22 protein-coding genes and 6 tRNA genes are annotated in these 25,376 nt (G+C 46.0%); 9 read left to right on the forward strand and 19 right to left on the reverse strand.

What is annotated here, in order from left to right:
• Window positions 1-115: 115 nt before the first annotated feature.
• Window positions 116-1,339 carry an EAL and HDOD domain-containing protein gene (locus tag LSG37_RS02365; protein ID WP_233078256.1) on the forward strand — a complete coding sequence of 408 codons (1,224 nt, stop codon included), beginning with the start codon at window positions 116-118 and terminating at the stop codon, window positions 1,337-1,339.
• 36 nt (window positions 1,340-1,375) lie between these two features.
• Here LSG37_RS02365 and LSG37_RS21355 read toward each other — a convergent pair whose 3' ends face one another.
• Entirely contained in the window at window positions 1,376-1,690 is a 315-nt protein-coding gene (locus LSG37_RS21355; protein WP_346015668.1) for a ComEA family DNA-binding protein, read from the reverse strand.
• 373 nt (window positions 1,691-2,063) lie between these two features.
• On the opposite strand from LSG37_RS21355, the gene LSG37_RS02375 reads away from it, so the two are divergent.
• From LSG37_RS02375 to LSG37_RS02390, 4 genes are all read left to right on the forward strand, one after another.
• Entirely contained in the window at window positions 2,064-2,741 is a 678-nt protein-coding gene (locus LSG37_RS02375) for a response regulator transcription factor (protein WP_233078257.1), read from the forward strand.
• Window positions 2,742-4,064 (forward strand): ATP-binding protein, encoded by a 1,323-nt coding sequence (locus LSG37_RS02380; protein ID WP_233078258.1) that lies wholly within the window; start codon window positions 2,742-2,744, stop codon window positions 4,062-4,064.
• Window positions 4,061-4,453 carry a hypothetical protein gene (locus tag LSG37_RS02385; RefSeq protein WP_233078259.1) on the forward strand — a complete coding sequence of 131 codons (393 nt, stop codon included), beginning with the start codon at window positions 4,061-4,063 and terminating at the stop codon, window positions 4,451-4,453. The genes LSG37_RS02380 and LSG37_RS02385 overlap by 4 nt, the downstream gene beginning before the upstream one ends.
• 69 nt (window positions 4,454-4,522) lie before the next feature.
• The gene (locus tag LSG37_RS02390) at window positions 4,523-5,416 is read left to right on the forward strand and encodes a TIGR01777 family oxidoreductase (protein WP_233078260.1); all 894 of its coding nucleotides are present in this window, start codon (window positions 4,523-4,525) and stop codon (window positions 5,414-5,416) included.
• Here LSG37_RS02390 and LSG37_RS02395 read toward each other — a convergent pair.
• Both LSG37_RS02395 and LSG37_RS02400 read right to left on the reverse strand, forming a co-directional pair.
• Window positions 5,407-7,887 (reverse strand): ABC transporter permease, encoded by a 2,481-nt coding sequence (locus tag LSG37_RS02395; RefSeq protein ID WP_233078261.1) that lies wholly within the window; start codon window positions 7,885-7,887, stop codon window positions 5,407-5,409. The genes LSG37_RS02390 and LSG37_RS02395 overlap by 10 nt on opposite strands.
• Window positions 7,877-8,593 (reverse strand): ABC transporter ATP-binding protein, encoded by a 717-nt coding sequence (locus LSG37_RS02400; RefSeq protein ID WP_233078262.1) that lies wholly within the window; start codon window positions 8,591-8,593, stop codon window positions 7,877-7,879. Before LSG37_RS02400 ends, LSG37_RS02395 begins: the two co-directional genes overlap by 11 nt.
• On the opposite strand from LSG37_RS02400, the gene LSG37_RS02405 reads away from it, so the two are divergent.
• Window positions 8,592-9,197 (forward strand): arylesterase, encoded by a 606-nt coding sequence (locus LSG37_RS02405; protein WP_233078263.1) that lies wholly within the window; start codon window positions 8,592-8,594, stop codon window positions 9,195-9,197. The two genes, LSG37_RS02400 and LSG37_RS02405, sit on opposite strands and share 2 nt — an antisense overlap.
• A 170-nt stretch (window positions 9,198-9,367) precedes the next feature.
• Here the strand turns inward: LSG37_RS02405 and LSG37_RS02410 are convergent.
• From LSG37_RS02410 to tkt, 16 genes are all read right to left on the reverse strand, one after another.
• Window positions 9,368-9,443: transfer RNA gene (locus LSG37_RS02410), tRNA-Ala, on the reverse strand.
• A gap of 22 nt (window positions 9,444-9,465) precedes the next feature.
• A tRNA-Glu gene (locus tag LSG37_RS02415) sits at window positions 9,466-9,541 on the reverse strand.
• Between the two features lie 24 nt (window positions 9,542-9,565).
• Window positions 9,566-9,641: transfer RNA gene (locus tag LSG37_RS02420), tRNA-Glu, on the reverse strand.
• Window positions 9,642-9,675: 34 nt separating this feature from the next.
• Window positions 9,676-9,751 (reverse strand) — tRNA-Glu (locus tag LSG37_RS02425).
• 26 nt (window positions 9,752-9,777) lie between these two features.
• Window positions 9,778-9,853 (reverse strand) — tRNA-Glu (locus LSG37_RS02430).
• A gap of 16 nt (window positions 9,854-9,869) precedes the next feature.
• Window positions 9,870-9,945: transfer RNA gene (locus LSG37_RS02435), tRNA-Ala, on the reverse strand.
• A gap of 418 nt (window positions 9,946-10,363) precedes the next feature.
• Window positions 10,364-11,629: a tetratricopeptide repeat protein gene (locus LSG37_RS02440; RefSeq protein ID WP_233078264.1), complete on the reverse strand. Its 1,266-nt coding sequence runs from the start codon at window positions 11,627-11,629 to the stop codon at window positions 10,364-10,366.
• A 4-nt stretch (window positions 11,630-11,633) separates the two neighbouring features.
• The gene (locus tag LSG37_RS02445) at window positions 11,634-12,254 is read right to left on the reverse strand and encodes an energy transducer TonB (RefSeq protein ID WP_233078265.1); all 621 of its coding nucleotides are present in this window, start codon (window positions 12,252-12,254) and stop codon (window positions 11,634-11,636) included.
• A 1-nt stretch (window position 12,255) separates the two neighbouring features.
• Window positions 12,256-12,657 (reverse strand): ExbD/TolR family protein, encoded by a 402-nt coding sequence (locus LSG37_RS02450; protein ID WP_233078266.1) that lies wholly within the window; start codon window positions 12,655-12,657, stop codon window positions 12,256-12,258.
• A 13-nt stretch (window positions 12,658-12,670) separates the two neighbouring features.
• A complete protein-coding gene (locus tag LSG37_RS02455; RefSeq protein ID WP_233078267.1) occupies window positions 12,671-13,195 on the reverse strand; it encodes a MotA/TolQ/ExbB proton channel family protein in 525 nt (174 codons plus the stop codon).
• Window positions 13,195-14,559 (reverse strand): MotA/TolQ/ExbB proton channel family protein, encoded by a 1,365-nt coding sequence (locus LSG37_RS02460; protein ID WP_233078268.1) that lies wholly within the window; start codon window positions 14,557-14,559, stop codon window positions 13,195-13,197. Before LSG37_RS02460 ends, LSG37_RS02455 begins: the two co-directional genes overlap by 1 nt.
• 6 nt (window positions 14,560-14,565) lie before the next feature.
• Window positions 14,566-15,339 (reverse strand): DUF3450 domain-containing protein, encoded by a 774-nt coding sequence (locus tag LSG37_RS02465; RefSeq protein ID WP_233078269.1) that lies wholly within the window; start codon window positions 15,337-15,339, stop codon window positions 14,566-14,568.
• Between the two features lie 241 nt (window positions 15,340-15,580).
• Window positions 15,581-16,645 carry a class II fructose-bisphosphate aldolase gene (fba, locus tag LSG37_RS02470; protein WP_233078270.1) on the reverse strand — a complete coding sequence of 355 codons (1,065 nt, stop codon included), beginning with the start codon at window positions 16,643-16,645 and terminating at the stop codon, window positions 15,581-15,583.
• Window positions 16,646-16,783: 138 nt separating this feature from the next.
• A complete protein-coding gene (locus LSG37_RS02475; RefSeq protein WP_233078271.1) occupies window positions 16,784-17,968 on the reverse strand; it encodes a phosphoglycerate kinase in 1,185 nt (394 codons plus the stop codon).
• Window positions 17,969-18,018: 50 nt separating this feature from the next.
• The gene (epd, locus tag LSG37_RS02480) at window positions 18,019-19,032 is read right to left on the reverse strand and encodes an erythrose-4-phosphate dehydrogenase (RefSeq protein ID WP_233078272.1); all 1,014 of its coding nucleotides are present in this window, start codon (window positions 19,030-19,032) and stop codon (window positions 18,019-18,021) included.
• Window positions 19,033-19,094: 62 nt separating this feature from the next.
• Complete coding sequence (gene tkt / locus LSG37_RS02485; RefSeq protein ID WP_233078273.1) at window positions 19,095-21,092, reverse strand: transketolase; 1,998 nt, start codon at window positions 21,090-21,092, stop codon at window positions 19,095-19,097.
• Window positions 21,093-21,442: 350 nt separating this feature from the next.
• Between tkt and metK the strand changes: the two genes are divergently transcribed.
• From metK to rsmE, 3 genes are all read left to right on the forward strand, one after another.
• Window positions 21,443-22,600: a methionine adenosyltransferase gene (gene metK / locus LSG37_RS02490; protein ID WP_233078274.1), complete on the forward strand. Its 1,158-nt coding sequence runs from the start codon at window positions 21,443-21,445 to the stop codon at window positions 22,598-22,600.
• A 366-nt stretch (window positions 22,601-22,966) separates the two neighbouring features.
• Window positions 22,967-24,526 carry an AbgT family transporter gene (locus tag LSG37_RS02495; protein ID WP_233078275.1) on the forward strand — a complete coding sequence of 520 codons (1,560 nt, stop codon included), beginning with the start codon at window positions 22,967-22,969 and terminating at the stop codon, window positions 24,524-24,526.
• Window positions 24,527-24,644: 118 nt separating this feature from the next.
• Entirely contained in the window at window positions 24,645-25,373 is a 729-nt protein-coding gene (gene rsmE, locus LSG37_RS02500) for a 16S rRNA (uracil(1498)-N(3))-methyltransferase (protein WP_233078276.1), read from the forward strand.
• Window positions 25,374-25,376 lie beyond the last annotated feature (3 nt).

Here is a 25,376-nt window from a genome sequence, read left to right on the forward strand (position 1 = left end):
AGATCTGCCTGCTGTTTCCTTTCGTGATATTTGAAAATATCTGTAAGACCATAGTCTTTTCCCGCAGATCTTTGCTACATTGAAGCATGACTTCTGTTTAGCTGTTCAGGAACCTATGTACTTTTACACTGCACGCCAACCTATTCTGGATAAAGACAAAAACCTGTTTGCCTATGAATTGTTATTCAGGGATGGTGTGGAGAACGTATTTCCTGAAGTGGACAGCAACGAAGCCACCTCACGCATGATTGAAGGCAGTCAACTGAATTTAGGTCTGGATGAGTTTCTCGGGGATAAACCAGGCTTTATCAACTTCACGCTAGATTCTTTATTAAAAAAATACCCGTCCATGTTGCCTTGTGAGCAAGTGGTGATCGAGATACTGGAAACAGTTCAGCCCGGCAAACGTTTATTAGCCGAGTGTGAACTACTAAAAGCTCAAGGTTATGTTCTGGCGTTGGACGACTACATTCACCAACCCGTCTGGCGGCATTTTTACCCTCTGATCGACATTATCAAAATTGATTATCGCGCGACCAGCCTCGATACTATGTTGCAAATTAAAGACGCCATTAAGGACTTTCCTCATATCAAACTCTTGGCGGAAAAGGTAGAAACCAACGAAGAGTTTCTGCAGGCTTTAGATTTAGGCTTTGATTATTTTCAGGGCTATTTTTTCTCCCGCCCCGAGATGATGCAAAGCCGGGCTTTATCTCCTGCCCAAATGACTTTGGCAGAGTTGTTGTATGAAACAGCAAAACCAGAAATGGATTTAAATACCATTACATCGGTGTTTGAGCGGGATGTGCATTTATCTTACAAGCTACTGCGTTACACTAACTCTGCCGTATTTAAACGCCGTGCTGAAATAGCCACTATCAAACAAGCCATAGTGGTGTTGGGGCAGGCTGAACTAAAACGCTTTTTATCTGTGCTTTTTACTGCCCAAATCAGCAGCGACAAGCCTGCTGAGTTAATGCGCCTGGCAATGACCAGAGCTCGTTTTGCTGAAGACATCGCTCGTCTTGCAGGTTTTGCCGAGCTGTCTAAAGCATTTTTAACTGGCATGATGTCACTGATGGACGCGATACTGGATGAACCCATGAGTTCAGTGATGAGCAAGCTGCCACTGTCCAAAGATATTAAAGAGGCACTGATCGATGGTGTTGGCCCTATGGCGCAATTTCTGCAATTAATTAAATTTTATGAACAAGCGGCTTGGGAGGATGCGAACGCGTTGATCCAGTCGCTGAAACTCGACACCAAAGCTGTGCCTGATGCGTATCACACTGCAGTTCAGTGGGCGAATGAACAAATGAAAGCGCTCGGCGACAGCTGACGAGCGCGTAGTTAAGGCCTGCAGGCAGTTTAAAAGTTAAAAGCTAACGTGCTCTGCGACCTGCGCCGCTAGTTTCTCACCAATGCCTTTGACTTCTGTCAGTTGCTTTTGATCTTTAATAGGGCCATTGGCACTGATGTAGTCTTTAATGGCCTGAGCTTTTTTCTCACCAATACCAGGTAATGCGTCTAATTGCTCTACAGAAGCCTGATTAATATTCAGCTTGGCTTTATCAGCGACTTTCGCTGCCGCCGGAACAGACAAAGGGGCTTTCGCCATTTCTTGTGCTACGGTTAAGTTAACTGCACAGGCCAGACTGGCCATGACTGCTGCAACGAGTGCGATTTTCATCACAGTTCTCTCCTTTTAACAGTTCCTTGCCTCTTCACTGTGTTACTGAAGGTTGTTGCCAGCAACTACAATCCGGTAAACAGAGACAAAAGAACCACTTTGAGTTGCAACCTCGTCAATAAAGATAGCCAAAATACAACTTTTTGCATCAATATTTTTACATAATTAAAACAAAATAAACCTAACTAATTGGAAGCACCACAAGTAGCGCAGCCAACAAAGCTGCGGCTTCAAGTACAACAGGTGTTCAGCAGCAATTCAGACCCTGGATCTTAGACTTTCAACGATTTGTCTGATGTTAAGGATTGCCGCCGCAGACAGAGTGTTTTAGCATAACCCCACTTTGTTTATGCCAGTTTAAAAAGGAAGCCCCATGCGTTTATTAGTTGTTGAAGACGAGACTTTATTGGCGGAACAAATCCGCGAGCATTTAGTGCAACAGCAATTTAGCGTAGACGTAGCTCATGATGGAGCGGACGGCTGGTTTAAGTTAAGCGAATACCCTTATGATTTGGCCATTATCGATATAGGCCTGCCTAAAATGGATGGTCTGAGTCTTATTCGTAAAGCCCGTCAGAATGATATAAAAACTCCTGTCATTGTATTAACAGCTCGTGGCAGCTGGCAGGAAAAGGTTGAAGGTTTGGATGCCGGAGCAGATGACTACCTGACCAAACCTTTTCATACTGAAGAGCTGTTGGCCCGCATCAATGCGTTGATACGCCGTGCTGCTGGTCAGCCGGATCCAATGCTGCATTCTGGTCCTGTGAAGCTCAACAGCAGAACCCAGCAAGTCTGGCTGGGCGAGGATGAAGTCAGTCTGACCGCTTATGAGTACAAAGTGCTGGAGTACTTTATGCACAACCCAAATAAAGTGATTTCCAAAACTGAGCTGACAGAACATATTTACGATCAGGATTTCGATTTGGACAGTAATGTCATTGAAGTCTTTGTGCTGCGCCTGCGGAAAAAACTGGACCCGGATGGCGAGCTAAAACCTATAGAAACTCTGCGTGGCCGCGGTTACCGTTTTACCATGGTTGTCAGCTAAATGCAGTTATCGCTCAAGGTTCGTCAGGGTATTATCAGCCTGTTTTTGCTGTTCTTTTTATTACCGAGTTCATTTTTTGCAATAGAACAGGCTTTTTATACCCAACTGCTGACCAGTACTGAGCAGAAACTTGAAGTACATATGTACTCCATTTTGGCGGAAGTACATCCCAATGAGGGCAAAGTGGAGCTGAGCAACAACCTGCTGCCGCCGGATTTCTACCGGCCCGATTCAGGTTTGGCTGCTTTTATTACCAGTGAAAACGAACTGTTATGGCAATCCGATTCTTCTATTAATCAGCAATTTGATCCCCCTACCCATCAGATATTGCCAGCCTCGCATGAGTTTGTCTTGATGGAACAGTACCAGCAGAAATACTGGGTACTGTCTTTTTCAGTGCTGTTTGACTTAGGTGATAACACCCTGCCTTTGACCATTCATGTAGTGCAGAATGATCAACTGTTGCAGGAGCCACTCGACACCTTCAGAAAAACCCTGAGTCAGTGGTTTATTGGCATAGCTTTGGTGCTGATAGGGTTAACTTTGTTGGCCTACTATTGGATCACTAAGCCTTTAACCTCTTTAGATAAAGAAATTCATAAGCTCGAAAGTGGTCAGCAGGAACAACTGCTACACGACTACCCTTCTGAACTGAACAAAATTAAAGAAGACCTAAACCTGCTGCTGGCCAATCAGAACAGACAAAAGCAACGCTACCGTCATCATTTAAGTGATTTGGCTCATGCATTAAAAACGCCTATAGCTGTATTACGCACCTCGAAGCTGTCTGAACAACCTGAACTGCGTGAACAACTGGACCGCATTACAGGCATGATTGAGCATCAATTAAAACGAGCTTCGAGTTCAGGCCAGGATTTGTGGCATAAGCAAATTAAAGTCAAACCGCTGATTGATAAACTGGAACAGGCTTTAAGCAAAATTTATCATGATAAAGGCTGCATGATAGAAATTCAGTGTACCGATCAGGTGGTGTTTCGTGGTGATGAAACCGATCTAATGGAGATATTAGGCAACCTGCTCGACAATGCCTGCAAAGCTTGTAATGGACGGGTCAAAATCAGCGCCTTTGGCAAACCCTTACAACTGGATATTGAAGATGATGGTCCAGGTATTCCGCAGGATAAAAGAGAAGAATTATTTCAGCGTGGTACCCGACTCGATACCTACAAAGAAGGGCATGGCGTGGGTCTTTCTATTGTCTCTGAGCTAGTGAAATCCTACTCAGGCGAACTGCAGGTGTCGCAAAGCCCATTGGGTGGTGCGCGTTTTGTCATTCGTTTTCCGGAGTCAGGACTAAAATGATCAAGCTAATGCTGCTCGCAATCACTTTCAGTGCATTTTCGCTTGCTGCCACAGAAGCCTGTGATCAAAAAACATTATCGAAAGTGGAGTATATGCAATGTTTAGATCAGCAGTTGGAACAGAGCAGACGGGAATTAACCACTTGGGAAAACAACCACTTATTCAAACTGGAAGAACAAGCAAACAGTACGGGCCGTCAGGATGGCTTAAAACTCTTTAATAAATCCCGTCAAACCTTTGCTCTGTACACAGAACAGGACTGCCGCTGGCAGTTTATTGGCCAATTACCCGATAGTAAAACTGCAGGTGCATACTACAAACAATGCCAGCTGTACCACATCAAGCAACGTATCGAATTATTAAAGCAAGTTCATACTAAACCAGAATAAGCATCACGACCGTATTAATGCGCTTATACTTGGCTGTATTCAATACTTTAGTTGTGGAGGCTTTTAACAATGAAGATCCTGATCACCGGTGCAACCGGACTGATAGGCCGCGCGCTCATTGCAGGATGGCAAGGCCAGCATCAACTTATAATCCTTAGCAGATCATCAGTCAAAGCCAGGCAAATCCTTGGTGTTGAGGCTGAATATCAGCAGTCCCTGAACGATATCGATTTCAACCACATCGATGCAGTAATCAATCTTGCTGGCGAGCCTATAGCAGACAAACGCTGGAGTGAATCGCAAAAACAAAAAATCTGCCAAAGCCGCTGGCAATTAACTGAAGCACTGGCAGAAAAAATCCAGCACTGTACTACTCCACCTCAAGTATTGATGAGCGGCTCAGCTATAGGTTTTTATGGTCGTCAGGGCAGTGAAATAGTCACAGAAGAACACAGTTCTTTTTACCCTGAATTCAGCCATGATATTTGTGCCCGCTGGGAAAACCTGGCTCAGCGTGCTGCAAGTCCACAGACAAGAGTCTGCTTGCTACGCACAGGCATAGTACTGAGTAGTCAAGGCGGAGCTTTAGCAAAGATGCTGCCGTTGTTTAAATTGGGTTTAGGCGGCCCTATAGGGGATGGTAAACAGTTTATGTCCTGGATCCATCTGGAAGACATGGTGCGTCTGATTGATTTTTTACTGCAACGGGATGATTTAAGTGGGCCCTTTAATGCAACAGCCCCCCGCCCTGTCAGCAACAAACAATTCAGCCAGCTGCTGGCAGAACGTTTTGGTAAAAAGGCACCTTTTACAGTGCCTGGTTTTGTATTACGTTTAGCTTTTGGTGAAATGGCTGATTTACTGTTATTTGGCCAGAACGTGCAACCCAAACGTTTACTGGACAATGGTTTTCAGTTTAACCACAGCCATTTAAAAGATGCCTTAAACGCCCTTCAATTTTGAAGGGCGCGACGTAATAAGGTACTGCCTGACATCTTAAGTAACTGCCTGACCTGCCATGCACCGAGCACTGTGACTAAAGCGACACCCAATACAGGGCCAAGCCACCACAAATTCCAGTGCGGCTGGTAAGGCAAATCAAAGAACTGCTGTTGCACTACAGCCAGCAGAACTTCTGCCAGAATAGTGGCAAAAAGCCCGGCTAAAGCCCCCAAAGCGGCAAACTCATACAAAAGCGCTGCTTTTAGAAAAGCCGATTTAGCGCCTAAGGTCCGCAAAATAGCCAGCTCCTGTTCCCTCTGTTCCAGCGTGGCCTGCACTTGCGCGACCAATACCAAAACAGCGGATGCAAACACCAAAATCAGAATAAAGGTTAAAGCCACGGAGACCTGACTGATAATGTCGTTGACCTGCTTTAAAATGGTATCGACAGAAATCAGGCTGACTGTTGGGAATTGCCGCACTATTTGATTCAACAATTCCTGCTCTGACATAGGTAAGTAAAAGGCGGTAATGTAAGTAGCCGGAAAGCCCTGCATCAGATCAGGTGACAACACCATATAGAAGTTCGGCTGTAAACTGTTCCAGTCTACTTTACGAATACTGCTGATCGTCGCTTCAAACAGTTGCCCTCCGACTGAAAATTGCAGCTTGTCACCCAGTTTCAATGCCAATCGCTCTGCCATTTGCGACTCAACCGACACTTCAGCTTTGGATTGAGCGCTAAACCATTGGCCGCTTTCCAGTTCATTGTTGTCAGGCATTTCATTTAACCAGGTTAAGTTCAGTTCGCGCCCAACCCCCTGACGTTGCTCAGGTTTTTCCTTGGTTGCTTCATCGGCAAAGTTTTCACCGTTTACCGCCAGTACCCGGCCATTCACCATAGGATAAAATTCGGTCAGCTCTAAGTTGTGCTGAACTGCCAATTGTTGCAGTGAAGTTTTGTCTTGCTCCGTTAAATTCACCAGAAACTGATTCGGCGCGCCTTCCGGCACTTGTTGTTGCCATTGGTCCAGCAACTCAGAGCGTAAAAAATACAACAGCAGAGTTAAAAACAACGCCAGACTAAAAGTGATCAACTGAAAGGCATTGGGCCATAATCTGCGGCGTAAATTCGCCAGTGCCAGCCGTAATGCGCTGCTTTGCCCTGCGGCCATAGGTTTAGCCACCCGGACCATCACAGCGGCAAAGCCCATCAGCAGAGAAGCGAATACCAGACACAACACAAATAACCAGCTGCTGATCCATAAATCGCCGCTAAATAGCCACATCAATAACCAGATAGCCACTGAGCCGCTGATTAAATGCACCGGGTCAAATTTCATTTGATCCGGCTTCTCGCGCAGTACATTGAGTGCCGGTACTGCAGCCAGACGCCATAAAGGCCGGGCTGAAAACAAGACAGCGCAAATGGCGGCAGTCAAAACCCCAAGACCTAAAGGCCTGAAACTGAATTCAGCCAGATACTCAGGCATCCAGAAAGCAACGCCCCATTGACTTAATTGCACTAACAGCTGACCAGCCAGCAAACCAAAACCAACACTGAAAATCACCACAAATAACAAATGACTACCATAAATTTTCCGGCTTAAGGTGGTAGTGGCCCCCAGAGCTTTCATCACAGCCACTGAACGAGCATGACGCTGGCTATACCTGTTAGCGGCCACTGCAGCGGCACAAGCGGCCAGCACTATACCCAACAGACCTGATAACAATAAGAACCGCTCAGATCTGTCCAGAGCGCCTCCTATGGCGGATTCTCTGTCCATTTGTTGCCATCTGTCCTGTGGACCCAGCAATTCTTTGCTTTGAGTCTCCAGCAATTCAAGGTCTTGCTGAGAACCAGCAAACATTAAGCGATAACTAATTCTGCTGCCAGGCTGAATAATAGCCGTAGCGGCCACATCATCCAGATGCATCAAAATACGAGGTGAGCTGCCAAATACCGACAGCGGTGCATCTGGCTCAGCCACTATCACTCCGGCTGCGGTAAATGCCTTTTCACCCAACTCAAGGCTGTCACCTACCTTGATATTCAGCAAACTATAAAGCCGACTTTCCAGGTAAAGCTGATTCGGCTGCAATGAAGCAACCAGACTTGGGTCGGTGATAGAGGAGCTTAATTTCAGCTCGCCACGCAGTGGATAGGCTGAAGAAACAGCTTTCACTGAAACCAGCTGCATCTGATCTTTGGCAAACAACATGGAATTAAACTGCACCTGACGAGATGAGTTCAGTTGCAGCTGATCTGCTTGTTGTTGAACCTGTTCATTAAAACCTATGCTGGAGCGCAAAATTTTGTCTGCGGCTACAAAGTTGGCGCTGCGCTGATACAAAGCAGAACGCACAGATTCAGTGATGCCAGACAAACTCACTACTGTTAATACAGCCAGAAATAGTGAAAAGGCGATCACCCATAACTCGCCTCGGCTTAATTCGCGCCAGAACAGTCGCCAGGCGATTTTACCCCACATGGCGCTTATCCTCTGTCGTCTGAGTTAAATCAGCAGCTAAATGGCCAGCATGCATCTGGAATCTGTATTGGCAACGTTGCGCCAGTTCATGGTTGTGGGTCACCAGCACTAAGGTCGTGCCTTGTTGCTCGTTCAGTTCAAATAACAGATCTTCGATTTTTTCGCCTGTCGCGCTATCCAGGTTCGCCGAAGGTTCATCGGCAAAAAGTACCGCAGGTTTGGTAATAAAAGCCCGGGCTATCGCAACCCGCTGCTGCTCGCCACCGCTCATTTGATTAGGAAAAAAATCGGCTCTGTGACTTAACCCAACCTGTGCCAGTAACTCAAGACCACGAGCTCGTGCATCTGGCATGCCTGCCAGCTCAGCAGGCAAAGTGACATTTTCCAGCGCTGTCAGACTGGGTAACAGTAAAAAAGACTGAAACACAAAACCAACAGAACGCGCTCTTAATTCAGCGCGTTCATCTTCACTAAGTTTATGCAGCGGCTGACCAGCCAGATACACTTCACCGGATGAAGCCAAATCCAAGCCTGCCAGTATACCCAACAGAGTGGATTTGCCTGAACCTGAAGCACCAACAATGGCAACTGTCGCGCCCTGATTGATCGTAAGGTGGATATCTTGCAGTATGGTAAGCTCAGATCCGGTGAGCTGAACTGTTTTTACAACATCTTTTGCAACAATATGAGGTATAGGTGTTTTCATGATTCGATTGATCTACGTTATGCTTTTGGTCCTGTCGTTCACTGCAGCTGCAGTGCAGGCCAAAACGCTGTTAATTCTGGGCGATAGTCTGAGCGCCGGTTATGGTTTAAGCCAACAACAAAGTTGGGTCTATCTGCTACAGCAAAAGCTAAAGCAACAAGACAGCGGCTGGACCTTGGTGAATGCCAGCATCAGCGGCGAAACTTCTGCTGGTGGCCTGGCACGTTTGCCCGCCTTACTCGAACAACACAAACCCGACTATGTGTTGATTGAGCTAGGAGCCAATGATGGCCTGCGTGGTTTTCCCGTGCCACAGCTTGAGACTAATCTCAATACGATGGTGCAGCATATCAGGCAACAGGACAGCAAAGCTGTATTAATGCAAATACGTATCCCGCCAAACTATGGCCCACGTTACACCACACAATTCACCAATTTATATCCAAAAGTCGCAGAAGAGCAGCAAATACCGCTTTGGCCTTTCTTTATGGAGACCATAGCGTTAAAACAGCATTGGATGCAAGCAGATGGACTGCATCCGAACCTGGAAGCCCAACCTGTTATCGCAGATTTAATGCTACCTTTGGTTTTAGGTCTAGAGTGAAAATGTAACGAAATTTGAGCAATGTCAGAAAGCGGCTGTAAAGTCGCTTTTTTTTGCTTTAAAGGCTAAAGATAAAATGTGAAGAATTCCGTAGTGCGTCAGAGTGCGGCAATAGATAAGTGCAACTAGTGAGTTTGACGGAACTAATAATGAAGTGAAGCTGTAGAATTTGGTGGAGCTAAGCGGGATCGAACCGCTGACCTCTTGCATGCCATGCAAGCGCTCTCCCAGCTGAGCTATAGCCCCACTTGCAGATATAACGCTGAAGTGGCGTCCCTTAGGGGATTCGAACCCCTGTTACCGCCGTGAAAGGGCGGTGTCCTAGGCCTCTAGACGAAAGGGACACTGGATAGACCTTCATATGATGTTGGCGTCCCTTAGGGGATTCGAACCCCTGTTACCGCCGTGAAAGGGCGGTGTCCTAGGCCTCTAGACGAAAGGGACAGGCGCATAAACATCACTAACTGTACTGACTAATTGGCGTCCCTTAGGGGATTCGAACCCCTGTTACCGCCGTGAAAGGGCGGTGTCCTAGGCCTCTAGACGAAAGGGACACTACAGTCAGTTTGTCAGATTTTGTTGGCGTCCCTTAGGGGATTCGAACCCCTGTTACCGCCGTGAAAGGGCGGTGTCCTAGGCCTCTAGACGAAAGGGACACTGGAACAAAATCTTTGGTGGAGCTAAGCGGGATCGAACCGCTGACCTCTTGCATGCCATGCAAGCGCTCTCCCAGCTGAGCTATAGCCCCACACCAATTGTAGAGGTTGCTAAGCAATCCCCTACAAGACGAGGCGAATTCTAGGGGCCGAGGCCAAAGGTGTCAACAGTTTTTTAGAAAGCCTTAACTGTTCGCATATTTTTTAAACTAAGTGACGATTCAAGCAGCAAATTGCAGGAAAATAAATAACATAGCCCCCTACTCTACTCTGTCACTGATACTACAAAAATACAGACGAACTGATGCTCTCCCCACGTAACGTGGAGTTGTGGGGAAGCGACAAACCGGTGAGTTGCCAGACGCATAGTTACCTATGTGATTGAGGCGAGATAACGCAGTCAATACAGCGTCAGATTCAAGTACAACAGATACAAACAGGAAAACTACGAATTAAATACTGGAAGGACATAAAAGAAAAAACCCTGCCGGAGCAGGGTTTTTTAAACAATTAAAGCGTCACGTTGTTTTTACTGGCGCGTTCTTTAATGTAGCTTTCCCAACTTGCTGCCTGACGGGCATACTTAGGATCGGCTTTAGCTTTTTGCACTGCCTGGTATGCGTCTCTGAACTTGTTCTGATAGAAGTAAGCTTCAACCAGAGCCAAATACACAGGACCTCTGACTTTTACGCCAGCATCCAATGATTTATTCAGAGCCACCACAGCTGCAGAGTATTTTTCAGCAAGGATCAGTGAAGAACCCTGACGACGATAAGCATCGGCATCATTGTCTAACTGAGCTGACTCACCGTAATACTGAGCGGCTTTATCCATTTCACGCGCTGCCTGGAACGAACCGGCCATACTATTAAGCATGGTTTTATCTTTAGGGATTAAACCAGACTTAATATGTTTTTCCAGCGTCATGCCCGCTTTGTAAGGGACATTGGAGTTTGAATACAGCTGAGACAATAATTTATACTCGTTCGCTGTTTCCAACATACCTTGCCTTGCCGCAACTTCTAATGTGACCAAAGCTTTTTCATATTGCTCGTCAATACTGTAAAACTGAGCCAAATAAGTCCACCAGCGTTTATCCGAAGGGAAAATTTGCACGGTAGTCTCTAACACTTCGATCACTTTTTTGTTGTTTTTCATCTCGTAATAAGCTGAAAACTTCAACGTATAAGGACCAGCGTTTGGCTTAGCTTTGTCTTGCATCGCAATAGCCATATCAGCAGGTTCAATGACCTTTTGATACTGCTTTGTTTCCATGTAAGCACTGGCAATACGCAGATAGACGTTCGCATCTTTCTCGCCAGTGAAATCCATCCACTGGTAATAAGTTTTGATTGCTTCATTGAATTGCTTATCACTTAACAATAAGTCGGCAAGTAAACGAGTACCTGCAGCCTGATCTGCAAAACTTAACACATCTGGCTTCATCGCTTTGCGTAAGTAGTCAATGGCTTTTTTCTCGTCTTTAGCGGCCCACATGTTGCCTAAAAAACGATTCAAATACGCCATGTCAAACTCATTGCTGGACTCAACACCCTGCAATACAGCAATAGCTTCGTTTAACTGCTCAGCACTATAAAGTTCGTAGGCTTTAGCTATAGCTTTACCTACTTTCTCACCTACAGCGCTTGATTTGCGGTTTTTCCGCTCTTCAATCTTTTTCGGATCCGGAGCCGCTACAGCATAGGAACTCAGAGTCGTTGCACCAAAACTGGCTAGTACGATCAACGCAGAAGTTAGAGTAGTCATTTTCTTCATAGTGTTAACCTCCAGACTGGTCTAGTGAGAAGTCCAGCTGAACCATAATACCTGGTTGCTGCACAGCCTTACCATCGACCACTTTTGGTGAATATTTCCAACGTTTCAGAGCACGAATTGCTTCACGGTCAAATACACGTTTAGGTTCAGCTTCTACAACAGTAACTTCGCCAACGCTGCCATCTTCCAGAATAGTAAAACGCATTTTCACCCAACCCTGCAGGCCATCACGAGCTGCCTGTACCGGGTATTTTGGTTCGATACGAACTATAGGAGTAGCATCGCCATCACGCATCATTGCTGAAGATGGATCGCCCAATCCTGAACTTGCACCACCTACGTCAACAGAAGGCATGTTAAACCCAATGGTTCCACCTGTGTCTGTCGAAGCGGGTTCAGCAACCGGAGCTTTTGGCGGCTCTGGTGGCGGTGGTGGTGGTGGTGGCGGTACCCGAACACGAGTCTGAGCTTTTGACTCAGGCGGTGTCGAGTTTATTTCAATAACGATTTGTTCCTTTTTAGCATTGGTGAACGTATCATCCCCACCTATAAGGAATGCCATCAACACATACAGGAAAAACGTTATTACCGCACCAACAACCAGTGATAGTAATAACCTTACCATATTACTTGTTCTCCGCAGCGATCGAAATCTTATCGATACCAGCCAGCTTGATCTGATCCATTACTGAAACCACAACACCATGCTTAGCTTCTTTATCTGCCTGAATAATAACTGTATCAGTTGGCGATTCAGCTAACAGTTTTTCAACTGTTGCACCAACACGCTCAACGTCTACAGCACGTTTATCCATCCAGATTTCACCGTTTGCACGGATAGCAATAAAGATAGTGGCTGACGGCTTAGATATAGCTTTTGTCGCTTTAGGGCGAAGTACATCGATACCCGCTTCTTTAACGAACGAGGTCGTTACGATAAAGAAGATCAGCATGATAAATACAACGTCCAACATTGGCGTTAAATCAATTGCTGCCTCTTCGGCTTCACGTCTAATTTTACGTGCCATAAATTACTCTCTATCAATGATGAGGCATGCTATCAGCTAATTCATGAACTGCTGATTTCACCTTACCTTCCAGTTTAGACGTTACAAATACACCTGATAAACATGCAACCATACCAGCCATAGTTGGAATTGTTGCCATTGAAATACCAGCTGCCATCAGTCTTGGGTTACCAGTACCTTGTACCGCCATAATTTCAAATACGGCGATCATACCAGTCACGGTACCTAACAAACCAACCATAGGACAAATCGCAACCAAAGTTTTGATTACATTGATCCGGTCATTCAGTTTGGTAGATGCCTCAGACACCCACGCATCACGAATTTTATGCGCATACCATGAGGTTGTATCAACCCGGGCGTTCCAGTCTGCAATAATTTTATTACGCATAGCTGGATATTCCCGACTGATAAACCAGAAGCGCTCTATGATCAATACCCACATGATGAAGAGCACTAGGGCGACGATATAAAGTACATCACCGCCGGTTGCGATAAAATCCCTGACAGATTCCCAAAGCTCTATCAGGCTATGCATTACGCTTTCTCCTTCTCCGCGTGAGCAGCGATGATACCAGCGCTTTGCTCATCCAGGACGTGCAGGATTGAGTTTGATTTTGTTTGTAACATCGCGTGCAGGAACAGTAATGGCAGAGCACATAACAGACCTTGAACAGTTGTTACTAACGCCATTGATATCTGACCAGCCATGATTTTCGGGTCGCCAGTACCGTGTAAGGTAATAACCTGGAACGCACCGATCATACCGATAACTGTACCTAACAGACCTAATAAAGGACCAACAGCAGCGATCAGCTTGATAATACCGATACCTTTTTCGATATCCGGCGTTTCACGCATAATGGCTTCGTCCAGTTTCAGTTCTAAAGTTTCAACGTCAACAGATTTGTTGTCGTGGTAAACTTTCAGGATACGGCCTAAAGCATTTTTCTCTGAAGGATTACCCAGATTTTTCAACTGAGATTTTACACCAGCAGAAGCAGCTTGCAGTGATACGAAACGGATAGCACCAATCAGTAAACCGATCAGTAATAAAGCCGTGATCACATAACCTGGAGTACCACCCTGGTGGAACTGTTCTGTTAATGTAGCTTCCTGAGTTTTCAGACGCAGTAAGTTACCGCCAGTAGGGTCAATATAAACTGGTTTTATTTCACCGGCAGCAGCATTTTTGAACGCTTCAGCATCAGCAACAATGTAAGACTCTGGTTGTTTAACCAAAGGTTGCATTTCCTGAGTATCAGCGTTGAATACTAAATAGCCACCGTCAGAAATCAGGTTGAATGCACCAATACGAGTTACTGAAGCCTGAGAAGCGTTACCGTCTAAACCTACAACGTTACCTTCAAACTTAGCTACTTTGGCAGACTCAGTCATTTCAGTTTGCAGAGCAATCCACAGTTCTTCCAGTTCTTTGATCTCTGGAATCTCTTTGGCTTCAGCCAGCTTTTGCAGCAGTTGTTCACGGCCTTTGTACTGAGCACTGATATTAGACATAGCGATACCACCGATAGTTTCGGTTGCAGCACCACGAACAATACCAAACATCTCACCTAAAGTACCTTGAGCTGCAATTAATTCAGCTTCTTTCGCAGCTAACGTACCTTCGTTATCAGCAAACTGCTGAGTTAAAGAACGGCCACGTGCTTCTTCGGCAGTAAATTCAGCTTTTGCTCTGTTTAACAGGGCTTGCTTGTCAGCGCGGTCAGATAAGAATTCCTGTTCACGCTGCTGGTTAATACGACCTTCAGCAGTGCGAGCTTGCTTAACCTGCTCTAATAATTGATCCAGCTTGGCAGTATCAGCTGCTGCGTTTAAACATACGCCTGCAGACAAAGTGACAGTAGCTGCAATTACTAAACCTTTAAAAACTTTCTTCATTTATGCTTACTCCGCTGCTAACACTGGAAGTTTTAACAATTCTGGGGCAGCTTGTTTACCCGCAACACGAATAGCGAATCTGGTCGATTCGATGTATTCCTGACCCAGTTCTTCCCACTGACCTGTAGTTCTGTTGAACATCCAGGCTTGTTTTTCATCCAGAGATTGCGCCAGTAAAGCAACCCGACCTACGTATACGTAGTTCACAGTAATTTCGCTGCCACCCACTGCCAGTTTGTCAGTGTAAGTCACTAAAGCTGTACCTAAATCTTTTTCGATTTGGTAGGCTTCGATTACTAAACGGTACATTTCAGAAGTGTTAACTGCTGAGTTACCTAATACAGCACGTAAACGATCGATACGAGCTAAACGGTTCGTCAGATCGATTGGCATATCGGCTTTGATAAAGGCTTCTAAGGTATCAACCATACGATACATCAGAGGAACGATACCTTGCTTAGTACCTTCAATAGTACCAATTTGCTTGTCAAAAGAAGCGAGCTGAGCACTTTGATCGGCAACCAACTTAGCAACGTGATCGTTGTAAACTTTTAAGTTTTCAGTTTGCTCAACTAATTGACGGTACTCGGCCAATAATTCCTGGCTTTGGTCAAAAATATTGTTGATCTTTTCCTGAGACTGTACTGAGGCGCGGATATTTTGCTGACCCACTTTTTGAATTTCAGACAGTTGATTTGCTGCTACTGAAGTGCTGGCCAATGCGAATGCTCCAAACAGAGCAGAAGCAACCAGACTCTTACGAATGTTATTGTTAGACATAGTTCCCAACCAATAATTGCTGATTAACGTAACCTGTTTTTGAAAGGCTATTTTTTGTAACAAAAAATAACCCGGTTAAAGGGTAAACCGCCCGCATCATTGCAGCAAACTCGCGGATTGTCAATATAACAACGCCTGTCAACGATGACAGTTTTGTTGCAATTTAAAGACGGCTTATACCCTTTTAAACTTAAGCAAAATCAGGAGCTTTCCTGTATTAATAATTCATTAAATTTTTTGCTTATTTAATGTTCGGTGTTAGTTTTCCCGACTCATACAACTTCACCATTTGCTCAAGAGAAATGGCTTTTATCTTCGATGCATTACCGGCAGTGCCAAATGCCTGATAACGATCTTTACAAATTTCAGTCATAGCTTTGACTGATTCCTGCAAATACTTACGCGGATCAAATTCTGCAGGGTTTTTCGCCATGTAGCGGCGAATAGCCCCTGTTGAAGCTAAACGTAAATCTGTATCTATATTGATTTTACGTACGCCAAACTTGATCCCTTCCTGAATTTGTTCCACCGGCACGCCATAAGTTTCAGGGATAGCGCCACCGTATTCATTAATAATAGCAAGCCATTCCTGAGGTACTGACGACGAACCATGCATAACCAGATGGGTATCCGGGATGCGGGCATGAATATCTTTAATGCGATCAATCGCCAGTATATCGCCTGTAGGCGGACGACTGAACTTATAAGCGCCGTGTGAGGTACCGCAAGCTATAGCTAAAGCGTCTACACCTGTCGCTTTAACAAACTGAGCAGCTTCTTCAGGATCCGTCAACATTTGGTCATGACTTAAGATGCAATCTGCACCTATGCCATCTTCTTCGCCTGCCGCGCCAGTTTCAAGCGAGCCTAAACAACCTAATTCGCCCTCGACTGAAACACCACAAGCATGCGCCATATCTACAACCCGACGCGTTATATCGGCATTGTAGTCATAATCCATTGGTGTTTTACCATCAGTACCTAAAGAACCATCCATCATCACAGACGAAAAACCAAGCTGAATGGCTTGCTGGCAGATAGCGGCTGATGTGCCGTGATCCTGGTGCATCACTACAGGAATATGAGGAAACTCTTCCACTGCAGCCAGAATAAGATGACGTAAAAACGGCGCGCCAGCATATTTTCGGGCACCGGCAGAAGCCTGCACTATCACAGGGCTGTCTGTGGCATCTGCCGCCAGCATAATGGCACGCATTTGTTCTAAGTTATTGACGTTAAAAGCTGGTACTGCATAACCAAACTCGGCGGCGTGGTCCAGCATTTGACGCATTGAAATAAGAGCCATGAGATCCTCTCTCTTTTGTAGGGTAAGGGTTGTGTTTTAAAACTGCTGGCTCTGCCGTCACCTGAGGTGATCTTTAATAGTACAGAGCCAGCGGTCACTTTCTTTCAGATTTTTGTAATTATTGGTAATTTAACAGCTTTAGGCTGTGGTGTTCGCGCGTTGTTCCAATATTTCCACTGCTGGTAAGGTTTTACCTTCGAGAAATTCCAGAAAAGCACCACCACCGGTCGAGATATAAGAAATTTTGTCTGCTAATTCATATTTATCAATAGCAGCTAAGGTATCGCCACCACCTGCTATAGAAAACGCCTTGCTGTCGGCAATGGCCAAAGCTAAAGCTTTAGTGCCTTGTTCAAAAGAGGCGAATTCAAATACACCCACAGGGCCATTCCAGACGATGGTGCCGGCATTTTTCAGAATATCGACCAGCGCAGCACTGCTGTCAGGGCCAATATCAAATACCATATCGTCGCTGCTGATATCGGCAACAGATTTAGTAGTAGCAGGCGTGTCTTCGGCAAAAGCTTTGCCTGTCACTACGTCTGTAGGCACAGGGATAGAACCGCCATTGGCTTTTGCTTGTGCCATTAAACGCTTGGCTTCAGGAATAAGGTCGGTTTCGACCAGAGACTTCCCAACCTGATAGCCCTGAGCGGCGATAAAAGTATTAGCGATGCCGCCGCCGACGATCAATTGGTCAACAATACCGGATAAAGATTCCAGTACAGTCAGTTTAGTGGACACTTTAGACCCGCCAACAATGGCGACCAAAGGACGTTTAGGATTTTTCAGCGCTGCAGCTAAGGCATCTAACTCAGCAGCCAGTAAAGGACCAGCACAGGCTACAGGTGCAAACTTTGCCACACCATGAGTGGTCGCCTGAGCACGGTGTGCCGTACCAAAAGCATCCATCACAAATACATCACATAAAGCAGCCAGCTTTTTCGACAAGGTTTCGTCGTTTTTACCTTCGCCTTTATTAAAGCGTACGTTCTCAAACACAACCACTTCGCCAGCGTTCACTTCAACGCCGTCCAGATAGTCTTTCACTAAACGTACAGGCACAGATAAAGCCGTGTTTAAGTAGTCGACCACTGGAGCCATAGAGAATTCGTCAGTGTACACACCTTCATCTGGACGGCCTAAGTGAGAACACACCATCACTTTTCCGCCTTTTTTCAGCGCCAGCTCAATAGTAGGGATAGCAGCTTTTAAACGCGCATCGGAGGTCACTTTGCCATTTTTCACCGGTACGTTTAAATCTTCACGGATCAGTACCCGCTTCCCTGTTAAATCTACATCCGCCATCTTAATAACTGACATACCAGACTCCTGTGATTTGATTAATTTTTTAGTATTAATTTAAATAACGTTCAGACAAAACGCATCATAGCGCGGGTTGTGTCGATCATTCTGTTCGCAAAGCCCCATTCGTTGTCACACCAAACTAAACATTTGACTAAACGTTTATGGCTGACCCGGGTTTGTGAACCGTCAACAATGCATGAATGCGCATCATGATTAAAATCTACTGAAACCAGCGGCTCTTCGGTGTAATCCAGAATACCAGCCAGCTCCCCTGCCCTTGCACGCTGCAAGACCTGATTGATCTGCTTTAAATCGACGTCCTGATGCAAAGTCACGCTTAAATCCATAGCCGTGACGTTTACTGTAGGCACACGCACAGCAATGGCTTCAAAACGACCAGCCAAGTGCGGCAGAATACGCTCAATACCGCGGGCTAATTTGGTATCTACCGGAATAATAGACTGACTGGCAGCTCGGGTGCGGCGTAAGTCAGTGTGATAAGCATCGATTACCTGCTGATCATTCATCGAGGCGTGAATAGTGGTAATAGTGCCGCTTTCGACACCAAAATGCTGATCCAACACCTGGATCACCGGCACTATGCAGTTGGTGGTGCAGGAACCAGCCGACACGACCGTCATGTCATCAGTGAGTAAATGCTGGTTAATGCCATAAATCACTGTGGCATCAATATCAGCATCCGCCGGATGGGAAAACAGTACTTTTTTTGCCCCTGCATCTAAATGCAGTTGTGCATCGGCGCGGCTATGAAACACGCCTGTGCATTCAAGTACTACATCGATGTCTAATTCGTTCCAGGGTAACTGGGCGGGATCGGCCTGGCCAAATAATGCGATAGCATCGCCATTGACCAGCAGGCCCTGTTCAGTTAACTCAACTGGAAAACCAAAACGGCCATGCGAGGTATCGTATTTTAATAAGTGAGCTATACCTTTGGCATCGGCCAACTCATTAATAGCGACCACCTTGACTTGTTCTGTTAAACCGCACTCGTATACGGCACGCAGAATATTCCGACCTATACGGCCAAAGCCGTTAATTGCCACTTTAATGGTCATTTCTACTCAATCTTCACACATTTACGGATCAAAAAGAGGGGCCACAAGGCCCCTTTTCATTATTACGCGAACAACTCGTTGGCAGCTGCAACCACAGCGGCCGTGGTAATGCCAAAATGTTCAAACAGCTGTTCAGCCGGAGCCGATTCACCAAAGCTGTCCATACCAATGATTTTACCTGTCAGACCAACATATTTGTACCAGCTATCTTTAATACCTGCTTCCACAGCGACACGTTTAGTCACAGCTGCAGGCAATACGGATTCACGGTACTGCGCACTTTGAGCTTCAAACACATCTGTTGAAGGCACAGAGACAACCCGAACTTTACGACCAGCAGCAGTTAACTGATGGTAGGCCTGTACTGCCAGCTCTACTTCAGAGCCTGTGGCGATCAGAATCAATTCAGGCGTGCCAACAGAATCTAACAACACATAACCACCTTTACGCACATCAGCCAGTTGCTGCGCTGTACGAGGCTGTTGCACCAGATTTTGACGGGTAAAAATTAAAGTACTTGGGCCTTCGGTACGTTCAATAGCAGCTTGCCATGCAACAGCGGATTCCACTGCATCACAAGGACGCCAGTTCATCAGGTTTGGCGTCACGCGCAGTGATGCTAACTGTTCAACAGGCTGGTGCGTTGGGCCATCTTCGCCTAAACCAATGGAGTCATGGGTGTAGACAAAAATAACCCGCTGTTTCATCAAAGCAGCCATACGCACCGCATTACGGGCATATTCCATAAACATCAGGAAAGTAGCACCGTACGGGATAAAACCACCGTGCAGAGCTATACCGTTCATCATGGCGGACATACCAAACTCACGTACGCCGTAATACAGGTAGTTACCGCTGGCGTCTTCTGCAGTGACCCCTTTGGAGCCGGACCAAATGGTCAGGTTAGAACCTGCTAAATCAGCTGAACCACCTAACAACTCAGGCAATAAAGGACCAAAGGCATTTAAGCTGTTCTGAGATGCTTTACGGGTAGCAATAGACTGTGGGTTGTCTTGCAAGTGCTGAATATAAGCGGCAGATTTTTCCGCCCAGTCTGCTGGTAAATCACCCGCCATACGACGTGTAAATTCAGCGGCCAGTTCAGGATAAGCTTTGGCATAAGCGGCAAATTTATCATTCCAGCTTTGCTGAGCAGATAAGCCTTTGGCTTTGCCATCCCACTCTTGATAGATGTCTTGTGGAATAACAAAAGGAGCATGCTCCCAGCCTAAGTACTCGCGAGCTGCGGCAATTTCAGCATCACCTAAAGGCGCGCCGTGGCAGTCGTGTGAACCAGATTTATTTGGAGAGCCGTAACCAATAATAGTTTTGCAGCAAATTAATGTTGGTTTGTCTGACACAGCACGTGCTTGTTCAATAGCAGCTGCAATAGCTGCAGAGTCGTGACCATCAACACCTGCAATCACATGCCAGCCATAGGCTTCAAAACGTGCAGGCGTATTGTCGGTGAACCAGCCTTCAACATGACCATCGATAGAAATACCGTTGTCATCCCAGAAGGCAATTAATTTACCTAAACCTAAAGTGCCAGCTAATGAACAGGCTTCGTGTGATACACCTTCCATTAAACAGCCATCACCTAAGAAGGTGTAAGTGTAATGATCAACTACATCATGGCCAGGCTGGTTAAACTGGGCAGCTAATGCCTTTTCAGCGATAGCCATACCCACAGCATTGGTAATGCCCTGGCCTAAAGGACCAGTGGTGGTTTCAACACCAGGTGCATAACCATATTCAGGGTGGCCTGGAGTTCTGGAATGTAACTGACGGAATTGTTTTAAATCTTCAATGCCTAAATCATAGCCAGAGAGATGTAACAGAGAATACAACAGCATAGAGCCGTGGCCATTAGACAACACAAAGCGGTCGCGGTTGGCCCAGCTTGGGTCTTGTGGATTGTGAATTAAATAATCGCGCCACAATACTTCAGCAATGTCTGCCATGCCCATAGGGGCGCCCGGGTGACCTGATTTCGCTTTTTGCACTGCATCCATACTCAAAGCACGAATGGCGTTAGCGAGTTGTTTACGAGATGGCATCTTCTCTCCTGCTTTATTGACTTTATAAATGACTTTGATCCAAGGGGTGGGGTTACCCGTATGCACTGCTCTTTTCTGTCTTTATTGGATTGGCGGCTAAGCGGGTGAACGCTGTTTTTACATGGATACGGCAAAGTTGGGCTCATTTTCACAGAGCATCGACCAAATCGCAAATTTTAATCCACACCAAAGCAAAGTTTTACTGGCTTGAGCCGATATAGTTGCAAGCTTTAGCATTAAAGACGTCCGGGCGGCAGAAAGTTCTGGCAATGACCTGCTGCTTTCACTAAAATAGCCGCCCCAAATTACAGCGCCCAGGCGCGATAACAACCAACATGTGGAATACGTAAATGGCACAACACATTTTTACCTCTGAATCTGTCTCTGAAGGACATCCGGATAAAATCGCTGACCAGATCTCTGACGCGGTATTGGATGCCATTTTAGAACAAGATCCAAAAGCCCGTGTTGCTTGCGAAACCTTCGTAAAAACAGGCATGGTGTTAGTAGGTGGTGAAATCACTACCTCAGCCTGGGTCGACATCGAAGAGCTCACTCGCAGCACTATTCGTGACATTGGTTACGTGCATTCAGATATGGGTTTTGACGCCAATTCCTGCGCTGTGTTAAGCGCCATTGGTAAACAATCTCCTGACATCAACCAGGGTGTGGATAAGAAAGATGAAGATCCTAGTGAGCAAGGTGCAGGCGATCAGGGGTTAATGTTTGGTTATGCCAGCAATGAAACTGACGTGTTAATGCCAGCTCCTATTACTTATTCTCACCGCTTGGTGCAACAACAAGCCAAAGTGCGTAAAGATGGCACTTTGAGCTGGTTACGTCCTGATGCAAAATCTCAGCTGAGCTTTGTCTACGAAAACGGCAAGCCGGTTGGTATAGATGCAGTGGTGTTGTCCACTCAACACTGTGACACTATTTCTACGGCTGACCTGCGTGAAGCCGTGATGGAACACATCATCAAGCCTGTATTACCAGCAGAATGGCTGAGCAATAAAACCAAGTTTTTCATTAACCCAACTGGCCGTTTTGTCATCGGTGGTCCTATGGGTGACTGTGGTTTAACTGGCCGTAAAATCATCGTAGACAGCTACGGTGGTATGGCGCGTCACGGTGGTGGTGCTTTCTCTGGTAAAGATCCATCTAAAGTTGACCGCTCAGCTGCTTACGCCGCCCGTTATGTGGCAAAAAACATTGTGGCTGCTGGTTTAGCTGAACGTTGTGAAATTCAGGTGTCTTACGCTATAGGCGTGGCAGAACCTACTTCAATTAGCGTTGAGACTTTTGGCACCAGTAAATTAAGCGAAGATCAACTGATAGCTCTGATCCGCCGTCACTTCGATTTACGCCCTTATGGTTTGATCCAAATGTTGCAGTTAGAGCGCCCGATTTACCGTGCTACTGCGGCTTATGGTCACTTCGGTCGTAACGAATTCCCTTGGGAAAATACCGACAAAGCAGAAATTCTGCGCTCTGAAGCAAAGATCTAAGTTTTTGTTTTGCATAGCGTAATAATGTAAAGAGGAGAGCCAGGCTCTCCTTTTTTACACTCTGTAATCCAAAGCGCATTCCGGACAGTGGGCCAGCTGAAGCTGTTAAAAATCGTTCCTGACGATTTTTTATGCGCCGCCATCCATGGCGCATTCCGGCCAGTGGGCAGAGCCACTGGCGTTCAGCCGGGCATTGCCAAACTGTTGGCAATGCTGTTTCCGGCTTCACCCTTTGGGCCAATGCTTCGCATTGTTAAAAATCGTTCCTGACGATTTTTTTAATTTACGGTTTTATCAAAGCAGGATAAGGTAAAACCACAAAAAAACAGTCACAGCAGATGACTAAAACAACAACACGGAGTATCCATGACATCCAGTGCCGTAAAAACCTCCTGGCTGAATCGCAGCCTCAATGCCATAGAACGTATTGGTAACAAACTACCAGACCCTGCCATCTTATTTGCTCTATTGATGTTTTTTGTCTGGGGCTTGTCCTGGGCTTTATCAGGCGTGACTTTCACAGATATAGACCCACGCACAGGTCAGCCTTTTCAGGTAAAAAACCTGTTGGAAGGTGCAGCTTTTGCTGATTTCATGTCAAAAATGGTCAGTACCTTTGTCAACTTCCCGCCTTTGGGTGTGGTACTAGTCGCCATGTTAGGTTTAGGTGTGGCTGAGTACACCGGCTTTATCAACGCTGGTTTGCGTAGCATCTTAGCTGTGACGTCAAAGCATTTACTGACCCCTGTACTGATTGCCGTTGGTATTTTAAGCCATGTTGCAGTAGATGCCGGTTATGTATTGGTTATTCCATTAGGCGCGGTGATTTTTTATGCCGCTGGTCGTCATCCTTTAGCTGGTATAGCCGCAGCTTTTGCTGGTGTGTCCGGTGGTTTTGCTGCCACTTTATTTGTGCCCTCAAGTTTAGACCCTTTACTGGCCGGTTTAACTCAGGCCTCAGCCCGTTTATCTGCCGACCCAGCAGCCGCCAGTCTGGTGATTAATCCACTGAATAACTACTACTTCACTACAGCTTCTGTGGTGTTGATTGTCATTGTCGGCTGGGTACTGACAGATAAGTTTGTTGAACCACGTTTGCAACAAACCAAAGTCGACGGAGACCCGGATCAGTTGCCCTCGATGGAGCCATTAGATGATAGCGAGCGCAAAGGTTTACGTTTTGCTCTGCTGTCTATGCTGGTCGCGGCTGCGGTATTAGTGGCAGCAGTATGGCCGGAAAACTCAGCATGGCGCTCTGGCACTGGTGAATTGACCGCAGCTTCGGCTCCTTTGATGCAGTCTATTGTTGGGCTTATTTTTGTATTTTTCCTGATCCCAGGCATCGTTTATGGTTATGTCTCAGGTAAAGTCAAAACCCACAGAGACGTAGTGCAAGGCATGAGTAAAGCCATGAGTGGTATGGGCTATTACATTGTGATGGCATTTTTCTGTGCTCAGTTTATTTTTGCTTTTGGTCAGTCAAATTTAGGTGCTTTGCTTGCGATAAAAGGAGCGAATTATCTACAGGCTATGGCCTTTCCTATGGCTGTTAACCTGGTTGGTCTGGTCTTACTGACCGCAGTAGTAAACCTGGTGATAGGTTCGGCCTCAGCAAAATGGGCACTGATTGGAGCCATTTTGGTTCCCATGTTAATGCAGCTGGGTGTATCTCCGGATCTAACACAAGCCGCTTATCGTGTTGGTGACTCTTCCACCAATATCATCACGCCTTTAATGCCTTACTTCCCGCTGATCGTGGTGTTTTGCCAGAAGTATGTGAAATCAACAGGTATAGGTACTTTAGTGGCGCTAATGTTGCCTTATTCCATAACCTTATTGATCTGCTGGACCAGCTTTTTAATTCTGTTCTGGATGCTGGGTATTCCTTTAGGTATTGGCGCAAGTTACGTCTACCCTGCCCCTTAATTGCTTTTCTGCAGATGAAGTCAGGCTTGTGACGCAGAAGTTGCGTCACAAGCCATACCCAGCCCCGCTTTTGCCTGCTACCATAGGCACTCTCTCAAGTGCTTAAGAAACTATGTTTATGCGTATTCCCAGAATTTATCAGCCTGGTGCCATTGCACTGCAGCAAGAATTTGCCTTAGCCGAAGATGGCGCCAATCATATAGGCAGAGTGTTGCGGATGCAGGCTGGCGACGAGCTCTGTTTATTTAATGGCGACGGCTTGAATTATCAGACTGTAATTACCGCAGTTGAAAAAAAACAACTGCTGGTTAAAGCCATCAGTTCAAGCGAAAACCCGGTGGAGTCCCCTCTCAAACTGCATTTAGGTCAGGGTATTTCCCGTGGTGACCGCATGGATTTTGTTATTCAAAAAGCGGTTGAACTGGGCGTCACTGAAATAACTCCACTTTTTACAGAACGTTGTGGCGTAAAGCTGGATGCAGAGCGACTGGCCAAACGCACAGAGCAGTGGCAAAAAATTGCAATAGCCGCTTGTGAGCAATCAGGGCGCAGTGTAGTGCCTGTCGTGCATACGGCTCTGCAACTGAATAAATGGTTGGCACAAGAGACAAAAGATTTAAAGCTAACCTTGGATCCATGGACCAGCGACTCCATTAAGACCATATCAGGTAGTCAGACTATTCGTTTAGTCATAGGCCCTGAAGGTGGTTTTACCGACACTGAAGTGACACAAACCAAAGACGCTGGATTTATGGCTGTTCGTTTAGGCCCACGCGTATTACGTACCGAAACGGCGGCTTTAACCGCCATCAGCGCATTACAGTTACAATTTGGTGATCTGGCCTAAAGC

Origin of the sequence: Rheinheimera soli, from assembly GCF_021290985.1 — a bacterium.
Lineage (GTDB): Bacteria > Pseudomonadota > Gammaproteobacteria > Enterobacterales > Alteromonadaceae > Pararheinheimera > Pararheinheimera soli.

Excerpts from the sequence above, each read along its gene's own strand:
- LSG37_RS02365 (WP_233078256.1), top strand. The coding sequence starts at position 116 with ATGTACTTTTACACTGCACGCCAACCTATTCTGGATAAAGACAAAAAC.
- LSG37_RS21355 (WP_346015668.1), bottom strand. The coding sequence starts at position 1,690 with ATGAAAATCGCACTCGTTGCAGCAGTCATGGCCAGTCTGGCCTGTGCA.
- LSG37_RS02375 (WP_233078257.1), top strand. The coding sequence starts at position 2,064 with ATGCGTTTATTAGTTGTTGAAGACGAGACTTTATTGGCGGAACAAATC.
- LSG37_RS02380 (WP_233078258.1), top strand. The coding sequence starts at position 2,742 with ATGCAGTTATCGCTCAAGGTTCGTCAGGGTATTATCAGCCTGTTTTTG.
- LSG37_RS02385 (WP_233078259.1), top strand. The coding sequence starts at position 4,061 with ATGATCAAGCTAATGCTGCTCGCAATCACTTTCAGTGCATTTTCGCTT.
- LSG37_RS02390 (WP_233078260.1), top strand. The coding sequence starts at position 4,523 with ATGAAGATCCTGATCACCGGTGCAACCGGACTGATAGGCCGCGCGCTC.
- LSG37_RS02395 (WP_233078261.1), bottom strand. The coding sequence starts at position 7,887 with ATGTGGGGTAAAATCGCCTGGCGACTGTTCTGGCGCGAATTAAGCCGA.
- LSG37_RS02405 (WP_233078263.1), top strand. The coding sequence starts at position 8,592 with ATGATTCGATTGATCTACGTTATGCTTTTGGTCCTGTCGTTCACTGCA.
- LSG37_RS02400 (WP_233078262.1), bottom strand. The coding sequence starts at position 8,593 with ATGAAAACACCTATACCTCATATTGTTGCAAAAGATGTTGTAAAAACA.
- LSG37_RS02440 (WP_233078264.1), bottom strand. The coding sequence starts at position 11,629 with ATGAAGAAAATGACTACTCTAACTTCTGCGTTGATCGTACTAGCCAGT.
- LSG37_RS02445 (WP_233078265.1), bottom strand. The coding sequence starts at position 12,254 with ATGGTAAGGTTATTACTATCACTGGTTGTTGGTGCGGTAATAACGTTT.
- LSG37_RS02450 (WP_233078266.1), bottom strand. The coding sequence starts at position 12,657 with ATGGCACGTAAAATTAGACGTGAAGCCGAAGAGGCAGCAATTGATTTA.
- LSG37_RS02455 (WP_233078267.1), bottom strand. The coding sequence starts at position 13,195 with ATGCATAGCCTGATAGAGCTTTGGGAATCTGTCAGGGATTTTATCGCA.
- LSG37_RS02460 (WP_233078268.1), bottom strand. The coding sequence starts at position 14,559 with ATGAAGAAAGTTTTTAAAGGTTTAGTAATTGCAGCTACTGTCACTTTG.
- LSG37_RS02465 (WP_233078269.1), bottom strand. The coding sequence starts at position 15,339 with ATGTCTAACAATAACATTCGTAAGAGTCTGGTTGCTTCTGCTCTGTTT.
- fba (WP_233078270.1), bottom strand. The coding sequence starts at position 16,645 with ATGGCTCTTATTTCAATGCGTCAAATGCTGGACCACGCCGCCGAGTTT.
- LSG37_RS02475 (WP_233078271.1), bottom strand. The coding sequence starts at position 17,968 with ATGTCAGTTATTAAGATGGCGGATGTAGATTTAACAGGGAAGCGGGTA.
- epd (WP_233078272.1), bottom strand. The coding sequence starts at position 19,032 with ATGACCATTAAAGTGGCAATTAACGGCTTTGGCCGTATAGGTCGGAAT.
- tkt (WP_233078273.1), bottom strand. The coding sequence starts at position 21,092 with ATGCCATCTCGTAAACAACTCGCTAACGCCATTCGTGCTTTGAGTATG.
- metK (WP_233078274.1), top strand. The coding sequence starts at position 21,443 with ATGGCACAACACATTTTTACCTCTGAATCTGTCTCTGAAGGACATCCG.
- LSG37_RS02495 (WP_233078275.1), top strand. The coding sequence starts at position 22,967 with ATGACATCCAGTGCCGTAAAAACCTCCTGGCTGAATCGCAGCCTCAAT.
- rsmE (WP_233078276.1), top strand. The coding sequence starts at position 24,645 with ATGCGTATTCCCAGAATTTATCAGCCTGGTGCCATTGCACTGCAGCAA.